Origin of the sequence: Pseudomonas capsici (assembly GCF_017165765.1) — a bacterium.
Taxonomy (GTDB): domain Bacteria; phylum Pseudomonadota; class Gammaproteobacteria; order Pseudomonadales; family Pseudomonadaceae; genus Aquipseudomonas; species Aquipseudomonas capsici.
This window is the reverse complement of sequence record NZ_JAFGZD010000001.1, coordinates 15952-31974: the sequence shown is the minus strand read 5'-3', so window position 1 is coordinate 31974 and position 16023 is coordinate 15952. Positions and strand designations below refer to the sequence as shown.

Genomic DNA, 16023 nt, shown 5'->3' with positions numbered 1-16023 from the left:
ATGCCTCTGCAACCATGGGCATGGAAACCTCGGGTTGCGACTGTGGAGCCTCGTGCAGCGGTTGCATGGGGAGAGGTCGCCAGACGTTTACACAAGCGCCTTGAACAATTGCATACCGGGCAGCGCAATCGGCTGCATGCCACAGCCAGTCATGATTTGCTGATCGTGACCGGAGAAACCTCCGATCTGCCTTGGGTTGAAGGCATCGAGTACGCAGCTCCCGATGCTCAGGCTTCGGGTCTGTGGCTACCGACCCGCTGGCAGCCGGATGTCAGCGCCGAATTGCTGTTGCAGGCCCTTGCTGCGCGCTATGACCGTCAGCCCTTGCTGCTGTGGCATGAGCCGACGCTGGTCATTGCGCTGGACCGGCAACTGCCCCTTGACCTGGAACACCATCTGCCGCGAATCCAGAGCCTGTGGGGAAACCATGCAGATACCTGACGCACTACAACCCTGGCGTGAGTGGCTGGAGTGGTTTTCGCCGGATCTGTGGCCCGGTTTCAGTGACATTCTGGGGCGCGTAAACCCGCTACTGGGTCCTTTGCGTGGGGTACAGGCAGGCGGCACGCCAGATCTCGAAGGTCTGGCTGATCTGCAACGACGCGGCCCCTATGAGCGACTGCTGACCAGCGAATGGCTATTGGCAGATGAGCTTCCCGAGGAGTTTCTGCGCCGTGCCTCTACCGGAGAGCATCTGTTTCTGGCACCGGAGCAACGAGCCCGCAAAGCCAATCGGCAAGTGGTGGTGCTGTTCGATGCAGGCCCGCTGCAATGGGGCGCTCCACGTCTGGTACACCTGGCCCTGATGATTCTTCTGGCGCGCAGGGCTCAGGCTGCCGGAGGAGAACTGAAATGGGGAATCGTGCAAAAACCCGGAAAACTGGCCAGCCTGACAGCGGCCAGTTCACTGCAGAACATGCTCCAGGCCCGCACCAACTCGCCCGCAACTGCACAGCAGTGGGAACAATGGAGAGACTGGCTGGGTGAGCAGCCTCAGACACCTGGGGAATGCTGGGCCGTTGGCTTATGGCATGACCGGCAAGCCGTACTTCCCGCATTTACCCATCGAGTACACCTGCAGCGAACACTGGATGGCACGGGAATACAGTTCGATCTCTACAGCCGGAACCACCGGCGTGTAATCCTTCCAATGCCCAACCAGACTGCCGGGCAGAAATTACTCAAAGGGCAGTTTGAAACACGGTCCTCCACTGCACGCGCTCCGGACAAAGGCGCGCGCGTGGCACTGACCTGCCCTCCCGTCATTTCACCCTCAGGCAGCCATGTGGCGTTGATGTTGCTGGACGAGCCAGGCTCCCTGGTGTTTCACGTACCGCAAATGAATCAGAAGAAAGCGCAGTCAGGCCATCGGCAGTTATGGCCTGCAGGACTCAAACCTGTAGCCGCCTGCTTTGTCGGCAACCAGCTTGCGACGGTCCTTTCAAATGCTGCAAACCTGCACTTCTGGAAAATGGCGTCCTTTCAGAGCATGAAGCAGCCATTGCGTGAAACCTTTCTGATTCCCACGGGCACAGCGACGTTGCAGCCCTGTGTCTGGCTGCAAAGGACGCCGGGGCAACTCTATTGCCTCGACAAGCAGGGCAAACTGATTTACTGGGAGCGCGACCAGACAGGGGAAAGCAGGCTGAAACCTGTGGAGCAAAAGGTCATTGGTCTGGCCCGTGTTGGACAGGAAGCACTTGCCTATCTGAAAAACGAGTGCGGACGGTTATTCCTCAAGACCCGAAACAGTCGGGGTATCGACAACAGTCGACTGGTACCAGGTCCGGCAGCCGATGCGACTCAGGTTCTGTTCGCAGGCTCGCCAAAACGACGCAGATCTTTTGTACCCTGCGCGGTTTATCACACCACCGACGGTGCCTGGCATGTTCACAGTTGCGCGGCAGATCCGCTGCATACGGAAATCGTCAGCCTGAACTCAGGCCACCAGCCTGTCGGTCTGCTACATGACACAGCCAACGATCACTGGAGCCTGGTCTTGATAAGCGCAGGGAAAACGACCGTCAGCCTTTACCGGGAACATCAGATCCAGGCGCTGTTCACGACCTCGACCCCAATCGTGCGCCAGACCTTTTGCCCGGTCAGCGGCCTGCTTGCGGTACTGACCGAAACCCGCGAGCTGCTGGTGTTTTCCGTACGAGAGAACGCGATGCGGCTACAGGTCATATGCAACGGTGTCAGCAGCCAGGAAACGGCCTCATGAGCGACATTGCCAGCGGGATACACCAACCGGTATTACGGGGACAGCAGGCGGTCGCAGGGCTGTGGTTTCCGGCAGAACGTTTTGACGAAGCAGAACGAAGACAACTGCTGCTGACCTATTGGCTGCCAGGGGCCAGTGCCTGGCGTTTCGAGCAAGGCGACCTGCTCCGCTGGAGCGAGCCACAACGCTTGCAATGCGAACAGTTGCTGGGCTGGCCTCTGGTGCTGATAAACCGGACCCTGTGCTCGGCACCTTTACAGAAGCCTGAATACACACACCTGCCGATGGCCGATCTTTGGCTGGTGCGCAACTCGCAAGTCGAAGCCCTGGACTTTAAAGATGCGACGGCAATCCAGCCCGGCCAGTGGCTGGATATCAACGCCTACACCCTGCTCGACACTTACGATTGCAGTGCTGTCTTGCCCGCCCCCGTAATGCCATCGCTGAATGCGTCCCCTGATATTCGGGAGCTTCTGGGCAATACCGTCGGCGCGCCACCGGGTGAGCGAGACGAAATCATGGAGGCTATGCGAACCGGCGGCGGCCATGCCAGGACTTACGGGCCAATCGTCGGCACCGCATTGAAAACAGTCCTGGGGCTGACCGTGGCTGTGGCCTTGTTCAACCTGCTGCCGGATGCCGCAGACAGCACTGCAAAGATCCGGGACCTCGCTCCGGCGGCCTCAACCGATCACTCGACAGCAAGCAACTACATGATGCTGATTGCCCTGGTGGTGTCGGGGTTCTTCATGGGGCGCTGGCTGATGCAATCCGGTTTATTGCAGCGTCCTGGCCAGACGACCTCCAGCCGGGCATCGGCGACACCTTCGACAGTTGCAAGGCATGCTTCTTCGGATATCCCGGCACGACGCAAGAAACGCCGCTTTATGCCCAGTTTTGTCGATAAATGGCTGACACGCCTGACTAACGCATCGCGTCTCAATCTGTTGTTTGGCAAACGCCAGGCCGATTATCTGCAGCGCATGCTCGACATGTTTGAAGAAGGCAACCTGAATGAAGCACTGCGCCATGCAATCCCTCTGAACAGCGATGCAGGCGAGGGTAAACAGTCCTTTGCCACACCCAAACCTCGTGCCGATCTGAAGCTTGGGCAACAGCAGGAAACAGGAGTATCCATCGAGTCTCCAACAGACTTTCAAGACCTGCTGCGCAAGACCTACCGCGCCAGCTTCGAGAAACTGGACCGAGAAGGCCGCATCGACGAAGCGGTGTTTGTCCTGGCCGAACTGCTCAAGGCATATGAGGAAGCCCTCGACTACCTGGAACGTCACAAGCGCCACAGACAAAGCGCCGAGCTGGCACTGGCATGGGACATGCCCGCGGCAACCATAGTGCGCCAACTCTGTCTGGCTGATGACTGGCAACGGGCAATTCAGGTAGCCCGGCGCGACAATGCATTCGAAGCGGCTGTGACATCCATGGAAAGCAAATGGCCGGAACATGCACAACGCTTGCGTCTGGAGTGGGCAGATACGCTGGCAGACAAGGGTGAATGGATAAAAGCGGTAGATGTGATCTGGAGCCTGACTCATGAGCGCCCACGAGCCGCTCAATGGCTTTTGAATGCCGAGGCTGGCGGAGAAAAACTGGCAGCCGAAGCACTGGTAAAAAGGGCCATGCTTCTGCCCGATACCCTGCAGGCTTATGAGCCCTACCTGACAGAATTACGCAATGACCCGGTCCGCAAGCCCGAGCGCCTGGCCATCGCCCGGGCCCTCATCGCCAACCGCAAGCACACAAAAACCTGCGCCTGGCTCGCAGCCATCTTCACAAGTGCAATCGCAGCCGATCAGCAACTGGACGCTGCCGGCCTGCAACAGTTGGCAAAACTGAGCAATGATCCTTTGCTGCAAGCCGACATGCCCAAACTGGGCTTTAAACCCTTGCCTTGCTTGCCTTTGCGGGAAGCGCCGGACATTTACCACTGGCAAGCGCCTGCACCGGGTGTCAGAGACATCGTTGATGCTGTGCCTCTGGACGATCTGCGCAGCCTGATTGCATTGGGCGAAAGTGGCGTCCTGATACTCGATGCACAGGGACGCACTCTGTGCCATTTCGCGGTCCCCACCCAGCGCCTGGTCCTGGCCGAGAGCAGACAAGTGGCTTTGGCCGTGATTCGTCGAGGTGAACTGTGGCGCGTCAGCAAACTGGACCTTGTGAACAGAACGGTACAAGACCTGGGAATGCTGGCAATGGATGACTTTGCCCGGCAGTTCGACGGGATCGGCTGGACCATCGGCAAAGGCAATCATGTGCGCGTGGTCGATACCTCTCCTGGCTTTGGCACCCTCTGGCACATAGACAATCTGCCGGGAACGGTGGTCGGGGTCTATGCCAATGCCAGTAGCGAACATCTATTGCTGAGCGACCCAGGCGGCAATCTGCAATGCTGGCGCTATCAGCTTCCGGGTCGCCGCTTGCAAGCGCGTGACGAATTGCCTCTGAACCTGCGTGAAGATTCGGCACTTACCTTCGGGCTGGCTGGCGAACCTATAGAATACTGGCTCAACGGTCATGAAGCCCCCGAGCCGGTCATCATGATCGAACACAGCGGCCGGTGCGCGGGATACAGCTTGCCGGGGCTGGACCGCAACGCCATCGACTGCCCCTGTATCTACCTGGGTAGCGAATGGATGGTGGTGGCTTACGCGACCAGCAATGGCAATCAGCAACTGCGTTTTTTCAGACGCACCGACGACTGCACCTACGCGTGCATCGACTGGCCCGGACGCGAACATATCAGAGTGAATTGCATCGCCGGGCAGTGGACAGCCTTCGATGCCCAGGGCCGGTTGTTCTGTCTGAATGTTGAAGACGCAAGGCCTCGCGGGCTCAGTATCGTGTGAAACACTGGAGTCAAGGCACAGACTCCAGCACATGCCGCGAAGCCCCTTCCAGCGTTTTCCAGAGACTGCGCATGGTCGGATTCTGATTGGCTATCGCGCAGTAAGAGCGGATTTCCAGGCGTGTGCTCCACTCTTCGCCACCGGCTCTTACCAGTGATCCTCGTTCAAGCTCGTCGACGACCGCGCTTTGCGGCAACCAGGCTACGCCGTAGCCCTCGATGGCCATGCGCATCAGGAGCATGGCCATGTCCGCTTCGTAGCAGCGCTCGAGCCTGACGGGCGTCGGGCCATTCTTGATGACAATATCGGCGACGCGCCCAAGGAAAGTGGTCGCGGTATAGGCAAGATGCGGGACGGGTCGTGCAGTGCTGCCCGGCAGGCGGTATAGCGGCTGGCCTTTCTTGTCCGGGGCACACAAGGGGATGAAAGCGTCATGCCCCAGCGCCAGGCTGCCGAAACGTTCGGCGTTCAGCAGGATCGGCGCAAGAGGATGGTGATAGACGATCATCAGGTCGCAACTGCCCTCCTCCAGGGCAATCACGGCGTCATGGATGTTGGCAGCAACGACCCGTGCATTGAATTGCTCGTTGTGTTGCTGAAACTGCGAGAGCCATTTGGGCAGAAACGTCATCGACAGACTGTGCCCGGCGGTCACCTGAATGGAGCGCCCGGGCATGCGTTCGACTTCACGCAAGGTTGAGCGCAGTCTCAGCAAGCCTGCCAGCACTTCACGGCCCTCTTCACAGAACGTGCTTCCGGCAGCCGTCAGCCGCACGGGGTAAGTGCCGCGATCGACCAGTTCCACGCCCACCCACTCCTCCAGTGACCGAATGCGTCGCGACAGGGCCGACTGGGTCACGCAGCGAACTTCCGCCGCCCGGGAGAAGTTCTTCCACTCGGCAATCGCCAGAAGATCGTCCAGCCATTTGATTTGCATAAAACCGCTCCTGCGATGAGGGACGCATTTTACGTCGTCTTCATCGCCCTATCGCAGCCATTTCGACAACTATTCCAAAAGCGCATGAGGTTAGCGTGATTACTCATCATCGCCGCCGGGCGCTTGCCTAGAATCGTCCTCGCACCAGGGCCAAGAGAACCATTGGGCGAATCTGACTTGTCTCCTGCCAGATAACAAAGCCAAAAACACTGAGGACAGCTTCGTGAAGAAAAACAGACTTCCACGACAAATCGCGATGGGCATTGCACTGGGCGTGCTGGTGGGTTGGGCGTGTCACCATTTCGCTGGAAACGAGCAAAATGCCAGGCAGATCGCTTCGTACTTCTCGATGGTTACCGATATCTTCCTGCGCATGATCAAGATGATCATCGCTCCACTGGTTTTTGCGACGCTGGTCGGCGGCATTGCCAGCATGGGGAATTCAAAGTCAGTCGGGCGAATCGGCATGCGAGCCATGATCTGGTTCCTGAGCGCCTCGGTGATTTCACTGACCATCGGCATGGGACTGGTCAACCTGTTCCAGCCGGGGGCCGGGCTCAATATGGAAGTTGTCCAGCACACAACGGCCACCGTACCGGTCAATACCGGCGACTTCAGCCTCAAGGTGTTCATCAGCCATGTATTCCCGCGCAGCATTGCCGAAGCCATGGCCAATAACGAAATCCTGCAGATCGTGGTGTTCTCGCTGTTCTTCGGTTTTGCGCTGGCTGGCGTCAAGCGTGCCGGTTACACGCGAATCACCGACACCATCGATGAACTGGCCAAAGTGATGTTCAAAATCACCGATTACGTCATGGCCCTGGCACCGATTGGCGTGTTTGCCGCCATCGCCTCGGCGATCACCACTCAGGGGCTTGGTCTGCTGATCGATTACGGCAAGCTGATCGCCGAGTTCTATCTGGGAATTGCCATCCTCTGGACCGTACTCTTCGGTGCCGGCTACCTGTTTCTCGGGCGTTCCGTTTTCACGCTGGGCAAGCTGATTCGCGAACCCGTCCTGCTGGCATTTTCGACAGCCAGCAGCGAATCCGCCTATCCGAAAACCATGGAAGCCCTGGAGAAGTTCGGAGCGCCCAAACGGGTTTCCAGCTTCGTACTGCCACTGGGTTATTCGTTCAACCTCGACGGTTCGATGATGTATCAGGCCTTCGCCATCATGTTCATCGCCCAGGCTTACAACATCGACCTGAGCTTCACCCAGCAACTGTTGATTCTGCTGACGCTGATGATCACCAGCAAAGGCATGGCAGGCGTGGCACGTGCCTCGGTGGTCGTGGTCGCCGCAACCCTGCCGATGTTCAACCTTCCGGAAGCCGGGCTGCTGCTGATCATCGGTATCGATCAGTTCCTGGACATGGCGCGCACTGCCACCAACGTCGTGGGCAACAGCATCGCCACTGCCGTGGTTGCAAAATCCGAACCCCACGAAGAGCCGGACAACACAGAAGCGAGTACCCGACCCGGACAGCCGGTCCCGGTTGCCTGAGGAGCAGATCATGAAGAGAAAATCGAAATCGGCCGGCAAGGGTGCCCTTGTCCGCAAGCTGGGTATTGTCGCAGGGCTGGGCTCGTTGGCCGGGGGCGATCTCTTCTACAAACTGGTGAAATCCAGGGCGGTACTTGAGGATCAGGGTCACTACCATTTCCTGCTGGAGCAGCACCCGTTCAAGGATGTGCTGCTGCCTCTGGACAAGGAAGCCAGCATGACATCACGCAAGTTCTATGTGTTCCAGGTGTGCAAGTCGTTCGAGGAAAGCGGTGTCGATGCAGTAATGCTCCCCTGCTTCGCCAGCCATACGTTTCGCGCCGAAATCCAGGAAGAACTGGGCATTGCGGTGCTGGACATGATGCAGGCGCTGGCCCGGCATATCCGCCTCACGACCCGCCCCGGGACGACTCTGGGGGTGATCGCTTCGGACTTTGTCGTCCATTCGGGACTGTTCGAGCGCTATCTGGGCAAGGATTTCGGCATCGTCTATCCCGCCCCCGATGCACAGTCCGCACTGATGGAAGCGATGTATGGCGTCAACGGCATCAAGGACGGTTACCTTGAAGGTGCCCCTCTGGATACGGTTTATCAGGCATGTCTTTCCTTGCAGGCACAAGGAGCTTCGGTGTTGGTTCCCGGTATGACGGAGCTATCGCTGGTCTGCCCCGGTCTTGAAGAGCGCGGGATGCCGGTTCTGGATATCAATGAAATCTACGCAAGCTTTGCGACTCAGGAGAAAACTCAGCCTGCACACCCGGCTTTCAAGCTTGGCATTGTGGGTGGTGTAGGACCTGCCGCCACCGTGGACTTCATGAGCAAAGTGGTTGCCAACACAGCCGCGGGAAAGGATCAGGAACACATCAAGATGGTGGTCGAGCAGAATCCACAGATTCCTGATCGCACTGCCAGTCTGCTGCACCACGAAACCGATCCGACCATGGCGATGTACGCGACCTGCAAACGCCTGGAAAACGCAGGTGCAAAGGCAATCGCGATTCCCTGCAACACTGCCCACGCATTTGTCGAACGCATCCAGCCCCATTTGCAGGTGCCCATCGTCAACATGCTGACCGAGACAGTGGAGTGGATCGTGCAGAAATATGGCTCGGGCAAGACTATCGGCCTTCTGGCGACATCGGGAACGCTGCAGAGCCAGGTCTACCACGAAGCGGCCAGACGCGCCGGGCTGCAGATCATCACGCCAGGAATCGATTACCAGCATATGGTCATGGATTCCATCTACGGCGAGCGCGGCATCAAGGCCGGGTTCACCGAAGGGCTCTGCAAGGAGCAACTGCTGCTGGCAGCGGAACACCTGTGCGAACTGGGTGCTGGCGTGCTGATTCTCGGCTGCACGGAATTGCCATTGGTGCTCGCCCACAGCGAAGCATTTCAGATAAGTGAGCACAGTGTCGCGCTGGTCGATCCGACCACCATTCTGGCGCTGAAATGCATAGAGCTGGCGGGGGGAAAGTCGGTCGGGACAAGGATCGATGCAGCTTGAATGAACGATGAATCCTGATCTGCAACGCCGATCAGGATCTCCCTTCTGCATGCCCCACTTTCTCTACACGCCATCGAACCAGTTTTTACATTCAGTTACATCCACATTCAGTAATAATTCTCAACGGAGATGTTATATTGTATCTATAACTATCAGGAAGTCCTCCATGTCGTCTCGTAAAATCGCGTCCCTGACCAGCCTGGCAATCGGGGTGCTGGGCAATGTCAGCTTCGCAGAAGAACCACCGCAAACCCTCGAACTGGACAGCGTCAACATTTCCTCCGATTACCACTATGAGACGGCCACCAGCCCGGTCCAGGGTTATCGGGCCACTCGCTCGGCAACAGCAACCAAGACCGATACGGCCATCAAGGACATTCCACAATCGATCAGTGTGGTTCCAGCCTCAGTGCTCAAGGACCTGGGCAGCAATAATGTCGAACGCGCCCTGGACTATGCCGGTGGTGTGTCGAAGCAGAATAACTTCGGCGGCCTGACGCTTTACGAGTACAGCATTCGCGGCTTCACCACTTCCGAGTTCTACAAGGATGGCTTCAGCGCCAACCGTGGCTACCCGGCGACGCCGGACACTGCCAATATCGAACGTATCGAAGTCTTGAAAGGCCCGGCGGCCAGCCTGTATGGCCGTGGCGATCCGGGCGGTACGGTCAATATCGTGACCAAGAAGCCACAACGCGAGGCATTCACCACGCTACAGGCCAGTGCCGGCAGTTGGGACCGTTATCGCACGGCGCTGGACGTCAACACGCCCCTGGATGAAGAAGGCAATATCCTGTCGCGGGTCAATCTGGCGGTCGAGGACAACAACAGCTTCCGCGATTATGTCGAGAGCAGCCGTGTCTTTGTGGCACCCTCTTTCAGTTGGCAGTTGAACCCCGACACCAGCCTGCTGGTGGAAACCGAGTTCGTGCGCCACAAGTCCACTTTCGACCGCGGCATCGTTGCGCCGAACAACAAATGGAGCGGCATGTCCCGTTCGACCTTCCTGGGCGAACCGAACGACGGCGATATCGATAACGACAACAACATGATTCAGGTTGCGCTGGATCATCATCTCAATGATGTCTGGTCGCTGCGTCTGGCCAGCCATTACAAGGAAGGTGAGTTGTCGGGTTATGCCAGCGAGGCTCGCCCGCTGAACGCCGATGGTCGCACGGTCAATCGCCGTTATCGCGAACGCGACATGAACTGGCATGACAGCATCACCCAACTGGAATTGCGTGGCCGCTTTGACGCCGTCGGCCTGGAGCATGAGGTGCTGATCGGCACCGAATACGAGAACTACCGCAAGAACGAGCGAGTCACCAATATTGGTGGCAGCACCTATGCCATCGATATCTACAACCCGGTCTACGGCCAGGCCAAACCCAATGGTGCCCGCACCGGTACGGACTTCTTCGAGCACGTCGAAAGCCGCGCCCTGAACCTGCAGGATCAGATCGTCTTCACCGACAAGTTGCGCGGCATGATCGGTGCCCGCTACGAGCATTTCGATCAGCAGATCGATGACTACACCACCAACGCCAGATCCACACAGGCTCACGATGCCTTTACCCAGCGTGCCGGCCTGCTGTATCAGCTGACGCCGCAGGTTGGGCTGTTCGCCAACGCTTCGACCTCGTTCAAACCCAATAACGGACTGGATGCCTCAGGCAAGAGCTTCGATCCGGAAGAAGGTATCGGTTATGAGATCGGGATCAAGAGCGAGCTGTTCGACGACCGCTTGAGTACCACCCTCGCCGCCTTCCATATCGAGAAAGAAAACGTCCTGACCCTCGATCCGTCCACCAACGTCAACCGCGCCATCGGTGAGGCCCGCAGCCAGGGCCTGGATCTGCAACTGACCGGCCAGGTGACCGATGCCATCCGGGTGATCGGCGCCTTTGCCTATATCGATGCCGAAGTGACCAAGGGCGACCAGACCATTCCGACCGGCAGCCGGATCCTCGGCGTCGCCAAGCGCAGCGGCAGCCTGCTGGGCGTCTATGAGTTCCAGGAAGGCGCGCTGCGAGGCTCCGATGTGGGTGCCGCGTTCACGTATGTCGGGGATCGCTCCGGTGAAGCAGGAACCAGTTTCGAGCTGCCGGCTTACCATACCGTGGACCTGCTGGCTCACTACAAGGCCACCGAGAACGTGACCGTTGGCTTGAACCTCAACAACCTGTTCGACGAGAAATATTTCGAGCGCTCCTACAGCAACTACTGGGTTGCACCGGGCGAGCCACGTAACTTCACTGTCAGCCTGACCCTCAATCTCTGATCGATAACAACAAGGATGCATCATGCTTTGCAAATCATCTGTTCTGGCCTTGAGCCTGCTGGGTACGCTGTTTGTGGGTCAGGCCAGCGCCCATGGCCTGTGGACCGAACAACGTCGCGGCAACATTGAAGTGATTTACGGCCATGGCGCGGAAGACAACGCCTTCAAGGCGCAAAAGGTCAGCGGAGCCTGGGCTTATGATCTTGCTGGCCGGATGGTTCCGGTCACCGTGCAGCGCCTGGACGACCATGCACGCCTGCAACCCCTGAAGCCTGTGGCCGTTATGTCTGTCGCGCTGGACAACGGCATGTGGACGAAAAACAGGGACAAGAAGTGGATCAACGAAGGCCGCAGCAAAGTACCGGGCGGCACCGACTCGATCCATACCTTCAAATACAGTCTGGCGATTTATGAGGAAGGCGCTCGCCTGCCGTCATTCGACAAACTGAAGTTCGTGATCGTGCCTCAGGTCGATCCGCTGAAGGTCGGGCCGGGCAAACCGTTGCCGGTTCGCGTGCTGGTGGATGGCAAGCCTGCGGCGGGTATCAAACTGGTCGGGGATTATCGCAGCGCTCCGGACGTGGTGAGTGCCGAAACCGACGCCGAAGGTCGCGCCAGTGTGGTGGTGCGCAACGAGGGATTGAATGTGATTGCCGCAGAAGTCACGCTGCCGGTCAGCAACGATGCCGATATCGAAGCGCGAGGCCTGTTTACCTCGCTGACCTTCGTGGGGGAAGCGCATCACGATTGATGCAACAAAATCTGCAGGAGCGGACAAGTCCGCTCCTGCAGGTCGGCGTTACAGGTATTTCAACCAGGTAATATCACGCCGCCGCGCCTTGAGCCCGGAAAACCAGCGTACTGCCGGGAACAGCACCACCGCCAGCAACACCGAACTCAGCCATACGCCCCACATCGCATCGAAGCCGAAGTAATCGCCCTGATTCCTGCCCCAGATCGCTACGGCAATCAGGTACAGGAACTTCAGCACATACAGATGCAGCAAGTAGAAGAACATCGGTGCCGAGCCCAGGATCACCAGCGGTTTCAGCCAGCCCCTCTCCTGAATCCGCTCGAACCAGATCAGCACCAGCAGACCGATGCCCAGCGTCAGGCTGAGGAACAGCAATGACGGCGGATATTTGGTGATATTGAAAAAGCTCATCAGCGTCTGCACGCCGGTTTCGCCAACACTCCAGGGCTTTTCGCCATAGCCGTTGATCAGGCGCAAGACCATGAAACCGATCAGCGCACCCAGGCCCCAGATCAGCAAACGACTGCGACGCGCAACAGCATCCATAGCCGAGGAAAACCAGGGGCCGGCGGCATAGCCCAGAGCAATGACACCGATCCAGGGCAGCAACGGATAGGAGGTGCGCAGACGCAAGGTATCGCTGACTTCAATCCAGCCGCGATCATGCAGAATCGCCCATGGAATGTGCATGGCCGACTCGACGCCGAAATGCAGCGAGTCCAGCAGGTTATGCCCGGCAACGATCACCAGCCCGATCACCACCAGCGCCCAGCGCGGCAGGAACACCATTGCCGACAAGGCCACCATGCTCAGGCCGATGGCCCAGATGACCTGCAGGTAAATGATGGTTGGCGGGAATTTGAAGGTCCAGGCGAAGCTCACCAGGGTGAACTCCAGAGCAATCAGGAACAGACCACGCTTGAGCAGAAAGGCCGAAACATCAGACCTGCCGCTGTACTTTTCACCGTATAGATAAGCCGAAAGCCCGGTCAGCAACACGAACAGCGGCGCACACACGTGGGCCAGCAGGCGGCTGAAGAAGAGTTCCGGAGCAGTGGTGGCCACATCCATGGGGTCGCTGACCTGACGATGCAGGAAGAAGGTTTCCCGCACGTGATCCAGCAACATGAACAGAATGATCAGCCCGCGCAGGGCATCGATCGAGCGCAGCCGTGAAGACGGCGCGGGGGTCAAGGGAACAGCTGTTGTCATGGGAAGTTCTTGTCCGTTGAGGGCTGTAACGAATGCATGAGGCTTCAGCGGGCAAGCTCGCTCACACAAAACGCCGCGCGCATTGTGCCGCAGTCAGGCTTGCCCGTGACAGTGCGATGTGCTCAGAACTCGTTCTGCAGGGCTTTATAACCGCGAACCAGATCAATATTGGTGTGCGCCACATCCTCCGAGAACTCCGATGCCGAGATACTCACCGGCGGGAACTGCGAGAGATCGGTGTTCGGGCCGATACGGGTGGTGGACGGCACGTAGAAACTGTCCGGCAGATCACGCCCGTCAACCACCGAGTTATGGCGCACGACGCTGCCATTCCCCACCTGGCAGTTGAACAGCACGCTGTTGAAACCGACGAAAACCCGGTCGCCCACCGTGCAGGGGCCGTGCACGATGGAACGATGGGCAATGGAGGTGTATTCGCCGATGGTCACCGCCGCACCGGACTTGGAGTGAATGACCACGCCATCCTGGATGTTGGAATTGGCACCGATGATGATCGGGTCCATATCGCCATTGGCGTTGACCTCGTCGGCGCGGATCACGGCATAGGGACCGACAAAGACGTTGTCCTTGATGATGACCTTGCCGCAGATAATCGCGGTTTTATCGATGTAGGCCGACTCGGCAATGACCGGCAGATGGCCGGAAGGATTCTTGCGGATCACGGTGGTAGTCCTCAGGACATGTAGTTGGAGGTATAGGCCACGGCATCGTGGGGGTGCAGGCTTTCCAGGTGACGTACACCGACACTGGATGCAGCGAACAGTCCTTCCAGTGCCTGCTGGATCTTGCGGGCAGCGTCTTCGACGTACATCAGGTTCTGGCCATTGAGACGGGCAAAGGCCTGCTCGTCGGCGCGCTTGACGGCGGTCTGCACCGGAGTGCCCAGGGCGCTTTCGGTGGCATCGATCAATGCCATCAGACCAAGAGCGGTGGCCTGTTCCGAGATGCGTACCTGAACCGTTGCCACGCTGCGCTGGCTATGGGGTGTCGCGAAGGACGCATTGTCACGCAGCCAGACCGCCGCCTGATCGGGCGTCAGCGTTTCCTGCCCGGCAAAGCGCTTGAGGAACGCCTCTTCCACAAGCTGACGCGACAGAGCCGCCGAACACGGGCAAGTCGAGGAATAAGTGACATCCACCGAGACATCAAGGGACAACCGGCCTCCCGCCCAGAGCGCACACAAGGTCACCGGGTAGGATTTCCAGCCACTCAGGCCTTGGGTCTTCAATGCCGGTCGACGGCACAACAGATTGAAATTCATCTTGAGCCGGGCGCGGCTGGAATGGCAGTCGGCATGGCTGGTCACCATGGCTTCAAGCAGCACCGACAGGGTGCCGGGAGTGAATGGCTGATGTTCGGCAAAGCTGTCGAGCAAGGTATAGAGGCGCGACATATGAATGCCCTTGACGCCAGGGTCGGCCAGATCGACCTGCAGATCCACATAGGCATGTATCGGATGCGTCACACCGGGTTCACTCAGCAGAATCGGGACTTCGACACCTTGCATGCCTACCCAGTCAAGGGGGATCAGGACTTTGGAAACTTCCGTCAGGGCAACGTCAGGGAGGGGGTTCTTCATTTCTGTAGTTCATCTCGTTGGCCTGCTTCGCCACCACGGGCGAAGCATGATGTAAGCGATATGGGCAACGTTCTACGCCAGCCAATATTGATACACTATAACATTAACAACCAGAGAACCAGACATGCCTGCTCAGGTATTACCACTCAGGTTTTCGCCAACTCCTCGATCAGGAAATCCCGAAACGCACTGACCGCAGCAGGCAGGTTGCGCCCGGCCATGCTCTGCAACTCGATGCGTCGGGCTTTCATCCCTTCGTCGCTGATCGGCAGGGAGCGGAGTTCCTTGCCCAGCAGACGTCTGTCCAGCGTCATTTCACTGGACAGGCTGATGCCGCCCTCCTCCCTGACAAAGCGCAACAGCGCGCCGATGTAATTGCTGGTCAGCACCGGATCGAACAGCAGACCCTGCACGCCGCAGCAGATATCGAACAACTGGCGAAGTGTCGTATCGGTATTGGTCAGGGCGATGGCATAGGGTTGAAGCTCTGCCAGCGAGACTTCGGGACGTTCAGCCAGAGGATGGGTATTGCTCACCACCGCGCAGATGGCACCGGTGTGGATGTACTCGACCTTGATTTCCTTTTGCGGGGTCAGGCTGAACGTCAGGCCAAGGTCGGCATCGCCGGAGCGGACCTTTTCCGTTGCCTGAGCCGGTGCGCAGACTTCCAGAGAAAAGTGAATGCCCTGATAGATCCGCCGAAACAGCGCGATAGCCTTGGGCAGAAACTCCAGCGCGAAACCTTCGGAACAGGCGATGCGGACATGCCCGCGTTGCAAACTGTGCAACTCGGTGATTTCCAGTACGACCTGCTCGGCTTCGAGCTGGGATTTGCGCGCATAGGCAGCCAGACGTATACCCGCCTCGCTCAACACCATGCCTCGGGCACGCCGCTCGAACAGCACCGCGTCCAGATCCCGCTCCAGCTTGGCAATCTGGCGACTGACCGCCGATGCCGCGACATTCAGTCGCAATGATGCCTCACTGATCGACCCGCAGCGTGCCACTTCCAGAAAGTAGCGCAAAGCCGTGGACTGCACACCGTAGAGCTGCATGAATACCTCCAGCGTTGCCTTTTCGGCAAAGCAAGTATCGAAAGATTGTGCTTGTGGCATTGATACGCTTTGCCTAGAG

12 protein-coding genes are annotated in these 16023 nt (G+C 58.3%); 7 read left to right on the top strand and 5 right to left on the bottom strand.

All coding sequences use genetic code 11. From position 1 onward, the window contains the following. Genes JSY17_RS00130 through JSY17_RS00120 form a run of 3 tightly spaced genes read left to right on the top strand, consistent with a single transcriptional unit; the run spans position 1 to position 5091 of the window. The gene (locus JSY17_RS00130) at positions 1 to 441 is read left to right on the top strand and encodes a bpX5 domain-containing protein (RefSeq protein ID WP_200998130.1); all 441 of its coding nucleotides are present in this window, start codon (positions 1 to 3) and stop codon (positions 439 to 441) included. Beyond that, positions 428 to 2224 (top strand): hypothetical protein, encoded by a 1797-nt coding sequence (locus tag JSY17_RS00125; protein WP_206400967.1) that lies wholly within the window; start codon positions 428 to 430, stop codon positions 2222 to 2224. Before JSY17_RS00130 ends, JSY17_RS00125 begins: the two co-directional genes overlap by 14 nt. Further along, on the top strand, positions 2221 to 5091 hold the full coding sequence (locus JSY17_RS00120) for a bpX6 domain-containing protein (RefSeq protein WP_206400966.1): 2871 nt from the start codon (positions 2221 to 2223) through the stop codon (positions 5089 to 5091). Before JSY17_RS00125 ends, JSY17_RS00120 begins: the two co-directional genes overlap by 4 nt. 10 nt (positions 5092 to 5101) lie before the next feature. Here the strand turns inward: JSY17_RS00120 and JSY17_RS00115 are convergent, their stop codons facing one another. Continuing rightward, on the bottom strand, positions 5102 to 6028 hold the full coding sequence (locus JSY17_RS00115) for a LysR substrate-binding domain-containing protein (protein WP_200977748.1): 927 nt from the start codon (positions 6026 to 6028) through the stop codon (positions 5102 to 5104). Positions 6029 to 6251: 223 nt separating this feature from the next. On the opposite strand from JSY17_RS00115, the gene JSY17_RS00110 reads away from it, so the two are divergent. The 4 genes from JSY17_RS00110 (at position 6252) to JSY17_RS00095 (ending at position 12074) form a co-directional block, all read left to right on the top strand. Then, on the top strand, positions 6252 to 7535 hold the full coding sequence (locus tag JSY17_RS00110) for a dicarboxylate/amino acid:cation symporter (protein WP_206400965.1): 1284 nt from the start codon (positions 6252 to 6254) through the stop codon (positions 7533 to 7535). Positions 7536 to 7545: 10 nt separating this feature from the next. Further along, positions 7546 to 9042 carry a cysteate racemase gene (gene cuyB, locus JSY17_RS00105; protein WP_206400964.1) on the top strand — a complete coding sequence of 499 codons (1497 nt, stop codon included), beginning with the start codon at positions 7546 to 7548 and terminating at the stop codon, positions 9040 to 9042. A gap of 166 nt (positions 9043 to 9208) precedes the next feature. Then, the gene (locus JSY17_RS00100) at positions 9209 to 11323 is read left to right on the top strand and encodes a TonB-dependent siderophore receptor (RefSeq protein WP_122370900.1); all 2115 of its coding nucleotides are present in this window, start codon (positions 9209 to 9211) and stop codon (positions 11321 to 11323) included. Positions 11324 to 11345: 22 nt separating this feature from the next. Beyond that, positions 11346 to 12074: a DUF4198 domain-containing protein gene (locus JSY17_RS00095; protein WP_117183457.1), complete on the top strand. Its 729-nt coding sequence runs from the start codon at positions 11346 to 11348 to the stop codon at positions 12072 to 12074. 48 nt (positions 12075 to 12122) lie between these two features. Here JSY17_RS00095 and JSY17_RS00090 read toward each other — a convergent pair whose 3' ends face one another. From JSY17_RS00090 to JSY17_RS00075, 4 genes are all read right to left on the bottom strand, one after another. Continuing rightward, the gene (locus JSY17_RS00090) at positions 12123 to 13289 is read right to left on the bottom strand and encodes a DUF1624 domain-containing protein (protein WP_206400963.1); all 1167 of its coding nucleotides are present in this window, start codon (positions 13287 to 13289) and stop codon (positions 12123 to 12125) included. Positions 13290 to 13411: 122 nt separating this feature from the next. After that, positions 13412 to 13972, bottom strand: a complete 561-nt coding sequence (locus JSY17_RS00085) for a gamma carbonic anhydrase family protein (protein ID WP_117183459.1) — start codon at positions 13970 to 13972, stop codon at positions 13412 to 13414. A gap of 11 nt (positions 13973 to 13983) precedes the next feature. Continuing rightward, entirely contained in the window at positions 13984 to 14889 is a 906-nt protein-coding gene (gene folE2 / locus JSY17_RS00080; RefSeq protein ID WP_200998122.1) for a GTP cyclohydrolase FolE2, read from the bottom strand. Between the two features lie 146 nt (positions 14890 to 15035). Continuing rightward, positions 15036 to 15944, bottom strand: coding sequence for a LysR substrate-binding domain-containing protein (locus JSY17_RS00075; RefSeq protein ID WP_206400962.1), 909 nt, complete (start codon positions 15942 to 15944; stop codon positions 15036 to 15038). Positions 15945 to 16023: the final 79 nt, after the last annotated feature.

Excerpts from the sequence above, each read along its gene's own strand:
- JSY17_RS00130 (WP_200998130.1), top strand. The coding sequence starts at position 1 with ATGCCTCTGCAACCATGGGCATGGAAACCTCGGGTTGCGACTGTGGAG.
- JSY17_RS00125 (WP_206400967.1), top strand. The coding sequence starts at position 428 with ATGCAGATACCTGACGCACTACAACCCTGGCGTGAGTGGCTGGAGTGG.
- JSY17_RS00120 (WP_206400966.1), top strand. The coding sequence starts at position 2,221 with ATGAGCGACATTGCCAGCGGGATACACCAACCGGTATTACGGGGACAG.
- JSY17_RS00115 (WP_200977748.1), bottom strand. The coding sequence starts at position 6,028 with ATGCAAATCAAATGGCTGGACGATCTTCTGGCGATTGCCGAGTGGAAG.
- cuyB (WP_206400964.1), top strand. The coding sequence starts at position 7,546 with ATGAAGAGAAAATCGAAATCGGCCGGCAAGGGTGCCCTTGTCCGCAAG.
- JSY17_RS00100 (WP_122370900.1), top strand. The coding sequence starts at position 9,209 with ATGTCGTCTCGTAAAATCGCGTCCCTGACCAGCCTGGCAATCGGGGTG.
- JSY17_RS00095 (WP_117183457.1), top strand. The coding sequence starts at position 11,346 with ATGCTTTGCAAATCATCTGTTCTGGCCTTGAGCCTGCTGGGTACGCTG.
- JSY17_RS00090 (WP_206400963.1), bottom strand. The coding sequence starts at position 13,289 with ATGACAACAGCTGTTCCCTTGACCCCCGCGCCGTCTTCACGGCTGCGC.
- folE2 (WP_200998122.1), bottom strand. The coding sequence starts at position 14,889 with ATGAAGAACCCCCTCCCTGACGTTGCCCTGACGGAAGTTTCCAAAGTC.
- JSY17_RS00075 (WP_206400962.1), bottom strand. The coding sequence starts at position 15,944 with ATGCAGCTCTACGGTGTGCAGTCCACGGCTTTGCGCTACTTTCTGGAA.